Origin of the sequence: Xanthomonas sp. SHU 166, from assembly GCF_000364685.1 — a bacterium.
Lineage (GTDB): Bacteria > Pseudomonadota > Gammaproteobacteria > Xanthomonadales > Xanthomonadaceae > Xanthomonas_A > Xanthomonas_A sontii.
Map to the genome: position 1 here is coordinate 1 of NZ_AQOJ01000855.1, position 4,427 is coordinate 4,427.

The following is a 4,427-nucleotide window of genomic DNA, read 5'->3' on the forward strand; positions in this document are numbered from 1 at the left end:
AGCAGGTGGTGCAGGCGCTGGTCAATCTGCTGATCGCCGGCGCCTGCGCGCGCTGGCTGCCGCGCGGCTACCGGCGCGATGCGCCGATGAGCACCTTCCTGAGCTTCGGCTGGAATCTGATGGCGGCGCAGTTGCTCGGCTATGCCAGCCGCAATGTCGGCCAGGTGATCATCGGCCACCGCATCGGCGCCGAAGCGCTGGGCCTGTACAACCGCGCGTTCCAGCTGCTGATGATGCCGCTGAACCAGATCAACGCGCCGGCCACCTCGGTGGCGCTGCCGGTGCTGTCGCAGTTGCAGGACGACCCGCCGCGCTTCGGCAACTTCCTGCTGCGTGGGCAGACGGTGATGGTGCACCTGATCGTGGCGCTGTTTTCCTTCGCCTGCGCGCTGGCGATGCCGCTGATCGTGCTGGTGCTGGGAGAACAGTGGCGGCCGGCGGTGCCGCTGTTCCAGGTACTGACGCTCGGCGGCATCTTCCAGACCGCCTCCTACGCCACTTACTGGGTGTTCCTGGCGCTGGGCCTGATGCGTCAGCAGTTGGTTTATTCGGTGGTCGGGCGAGTCATGCTGATCGCCTGCATCTTCGCCGGCTCGCTGTGGGGCGTGATGGGCGTGACCGTGGGCTACACGCTGGGTCTGCTGGTGATGTGGCCGCTGTCGGTGATCTGGATCGCGCGCATCGCGCCGCAGATCCCGGCCTGGGAGTTGTTCAACAACGCCTTGCGCGCGGTGCTCGGCTACGGCGTCTGCGGCGTTGCCGCCTACCTGGCCGCGCAGCAGTGGGGCGGCGCGTCGCTGTGGATGCAGCTCATCGTTGGCGCCGCGGCGATGGCACTGTCCGGCCTGCTGGTGTTCGCGCTGTGGCCGGCGTTCCGCCGCGACGTGCTGGCGATCCTGCAGATGCGCACGCTGCTGCGCCAGGCGCGGGGACCGCGATGAACGCCGGACTGCCGCGTCTTTCTTTCCCTTCCATCCGCCTAGGAGCGAGCGCATGAGCGATTCTTCCGCAGCGGCGCTGCCCGCATCGGCACCGGACGCGGCCACCAGTGGGCGTGCGCCGTGCTATCTGGTGCTGTCGGCGCACGACTACCGCACGCCGCGGCGCGCCAACATCCACTTCATTGCCGACGAGCTGGCCAAGCGCGGCACCACGCGCTTCTTCTCGCTGCGCTACAGCCTGCTGTCGCGGCTCAAAGGCGACCTGCGCCTGCCGCTGGACGCCACCGCCAACCAGGTGGTCCGCCACAACGGCGTGGACTGCTATCTGTGGCGCGCGCTGCTGCATCCGTTCAACACCCGGCGGCGCTGGCTGCGACCGCTGGAAGACCTGATGTTCAAGGTCTACGCGGCGCGTGCGCCGGACACGCTGATCCGCTGGATGCGCGAGGCCGATGTGATCGTGTTCGAAAGCGGCATCGCGGTGGCCTTCATCGCGCTGGCGGCGCGGATCAACCCGACCGCACGCAAGGTGTACCGCGCCTCCGACGGCTTGAGCACGATCAACGTCGCCGACTACATCGAGCGCGAATTCGACCGCGTGGCGCCGAGCCTGGACGTGATCGCGCTGGTGTCGCCGGCGATGGCCGAGGAGGTCGCCAGCCGCCACAACGTGTACCACGTCGGTCATGGCGTGGACCACGACCTGCACACGCTCGGCGACCCCTCGCCGTACGGGGAGGGCATCCATGCGGTGGCGGTGGGCTCGATGCTGTTCGATCCCGATTTCTTCGTCGCCGCCAGCCGCGCCTTTCCGCAGGTCACCTTCCACGTGATCGGCTCGGGCATGGGGCGCGCGCCGGGCTATGGCGACAACGTGGTGGTGTACGGCGAGATGAAGCACGCCGAGACCATCCGCTACATCAAGCACGCCCGCTTCGGCATCGCGCCGTACGCGTCCGAGCAGGTGCCGGCGTATCTGGCCGACAGTTCGATGAAGCTGCTGCAGTACGACTTCTTCGGCCTGCCGGCCGTCTGCCCCAATGCCGTGGTCGGCCGCTATCCGTCGCGCTTCGGCTACACGCCTGGCGACGAGGCGTCGATCGTCGCCGCGATCGGGCAGGCGCTGCAGGCGCCGCACGTGCGCCATCGGCAGTGCCTGAGCTGGTCCGACACCACCGACCGGGTGCTGGACCCGGCCGCCTACCCGGAGACCCGTCTGTTCGCCGACGGCGTGGCCTGAGTCCACGCCCCGGCTTGTCCGCCGTACCCCCCGCGCAACCAAGGAGGACCGATGTCCGCATTGCAAAAATGGATCGATTACGAAGAGCGCCGGGCGCTGTTCTGGTGGAAGCCGAAGAACGGCGAGATCAACGTCGGCGATCATCTTTCCAAGATCATCGTCTCCAACGTGCTTGGCCAGCGCGACCGCACCTTGCTGGACAAGCGCGACAAGCGCACGCGGCTGATCGCGATCGGCTCGGTGCTGCACTTCGCCCGCGACGGCGACACCGTGTGGGGCAGCGGCGTCAACGGCAAGATTCCCGCCGACCGCCATACCTTCCGCCAGCTCGACGTGCGTGCGGTGCGCGGCCCCAAGACCCGCGCGTTCCTGCGCGAGCGCGGCCTGCAGGTGCCGGAGGTCTACGGCGATCCGGGTCTGCTGATGCCGTTGTTCTTCCCGCGCGAGGCGCTGTTGGCGCCATCGGCACGGCAGCCGTTCCTGGTGGTGCCGCACTTCAACGAACCGTTGGACAAGTATGCGCAGTACAAGGACCACCTGGTGCTGCCGAACCGCCAGCCGGCCGCCTTCGTGCGGCAATTGCTCGGCGCCGACCTGGTCGTGTCCAGTTCCCTGCACGGGCTGATCCTGGCCGAAGCCTACGGCGTGCCGTCGGTGTACCTGGACTGGGGCAACGGCGAGGACCGCTTCAAGTACGACGACTACTACGCCGGCACCGGCCGCAGCCGCTGGCATGCCGGGCACACGGTGGAGGAATGCGTGGCGCTGGGCGGCAATACCGTGTTCGACCTGGCCGCGGTGCAACGCGGCCTGCTGGAGAGCTTTCCGCATGACCTCTGGTGAGCGCGCGACCGGCGAGGTGCTGGCGCTGGGCGGTTATCCGATCCTGCGCAGCACCGAGACCGAGTTCGTTGCCGCGTTGCTGCAGGCGCTGGCGCGCGGCGAGCGCCGCCAGGTGTTCTTCGCCAACACCAACTTCGTGGTGCAGTGCCAGGCCCTGCGTGCGCAACTGGCTGCGCCGGACGTGTGCATCGTCAACGACGGCATCGGCATGGACCTGGGCGCGCTGCTGGTGCACGGCCGCCGCTTCGCCGGCAACCTCAATGGCACCGATCTGATTCCGGCGCTGTGCCGGCAGAGCTCGCGTCCGCTGCGCTTCTTCCTGCTCGGCGGCCGGCCCGGCGTGGCCGATACCGCGGCGCAGACCTTGCGGCAGTCGCTGGGGCAGCAGGTGGTCGGCACCTGCGACGGCTATGCCGAGTTCGCCGCGGCCGGCGACGGGCTGGCCGCACACATCAACGCCAGTGGCGCCGACGTGTTGCTGGTGGCGTTCGGCAATCCGCTGCAGGAGCGATGGCTGCTGCAGCACGCGGCGCAACTGCAGGTGCCGCTGGCGTTCGGCGTGGGCGCGCTGCTGGACTTCCTGTCCGGCACTGCCCGGCGCGCGCCGGCCTGGGTGCGCCGGCTGCGCCTGGAATGGATCTATCGCCTGCTGCGCGAGCCGCGGCGCCTGCTCAAGCGCTACAGCTGGGATCTGCTGGTGTTCTTCGCGCTGTGCCTGCGGCATGGCAGGCGGCTGGGCGCCACGCCGCCTGCACGCGACTCGCTGCGCCCCTCGTGATGTCGAGCGGCCGCCGCCGCGGAAATGGCGCGGCCTGACATCCGCACGGCCACGCGCCGGATTAGACTGGGCGCATGTCCAGCGCCGCCGCCTTCCGAATCGCCGCCTTGGTGCGCGACCTGTCGCTGCTGCCGCACCCGGAAGGCGGGCGCTACGCGCGCGTGCATACCTCTGCCCTGATGGTGCAGCACGAGCAGACGCTGCGCCCGGCCTGCACCGCCATCCGCTTCCTGCTGGCGCAGGGCGAAGTCAGCAATTGGCACCGCATCGATGCCGACGAGACCTGGCAATGGGAAGAGGGCGGGGCACTGGAACTGCTGGGCTTCGATCCGCAGCATGGCCTGCAGCGCTACCGCCTGGATGCCAGCGAGCGCGGTGGCATGCCGTCGGTGGTGATCGCGGCCGGCACCTGGCAGGCCGCGCGTCCGCTGGCCGACTACTGTCTGGTGCGCTGTGTGGTGGCGCCGGGGTTCCTGTGGGAGCGCTTCGAACTGCTGGCGGACACCGACCCGCTGGCCACGCACCTGCCGAAGCTGGCGGAGTGATGCCCGCGCGGCGCGGGGGGCGCGCAGCCACCGCGCCGGGGACCGTCGCGCGCCGGCTCGGCTCGGCGTTGTGCCTGGCG

General features: G+C 69.5%; 5 protein-coding genes. All 5 read left to right on the top strand.

Going from position 1 to position 4,427, the window contains the following annotated elements:
* On the top strand, window positions 1-941 hold a 941-nt coding region (locus D180_RS19525), incomplete at its 5' end, for an oligosaccharide flippase family protein (protein ID WP_017914096.1).
* A gap of 52 nt (window positions 942-993) precedes the next feature.
* A complete protein-coding gene (locus D180_RS19530; protein WP_017914097.1) occupies window positions 994-2,181 on the top strand; it encodes a glycosyltransferase in 1,188 nt (395 codons plus the stop codon).
* Between the two features lie 51 nt (window positions 2,182-2,232).
* On the top strand, window positions 2,233-3,024 hold the full coding sequence (locus tag D180_RS19535; RefSeq protein ID WP_017914098.1) for a polysaccharide pyruvyl transferase family protein: 792 nt from the start codon (window positions 2,233-2,235) through the stop codon (window positions 3,022-3,024).
* The gene (locus D180_RS19540; RefSeq protein ID WP_017914099.1) at window positions 3,011-3,802 is read left to right on the top strand and encodes a WecB/TagA/CpsF family glycosyltransferase; all 792 of its coding nucleotides are present in this window, start codon (window positions 3,011-3,013) and stop codon (window positions 3,800-3,802) included. The genes D180_RS19535 and D180_RS19540 overlap by 14 nt, the downstream gene beginning before the upstream one ends.
* A 74-nt stretch (window positions 3,803-3,876) precedes the next feature.
* Window positions 3,877-4,347: a cupin domain-containing protein gene (locus D180_RS19545; RefSeq protein WP_017914100.1), complete on the top strand. Its 471-nt coding sequence runs from the start codon at window positions 3,877-3,879 to the stop codon at window positions 4,345-4,347.
* Window positions 4,348-4,427: the final 80 nt, after the last annotated feature.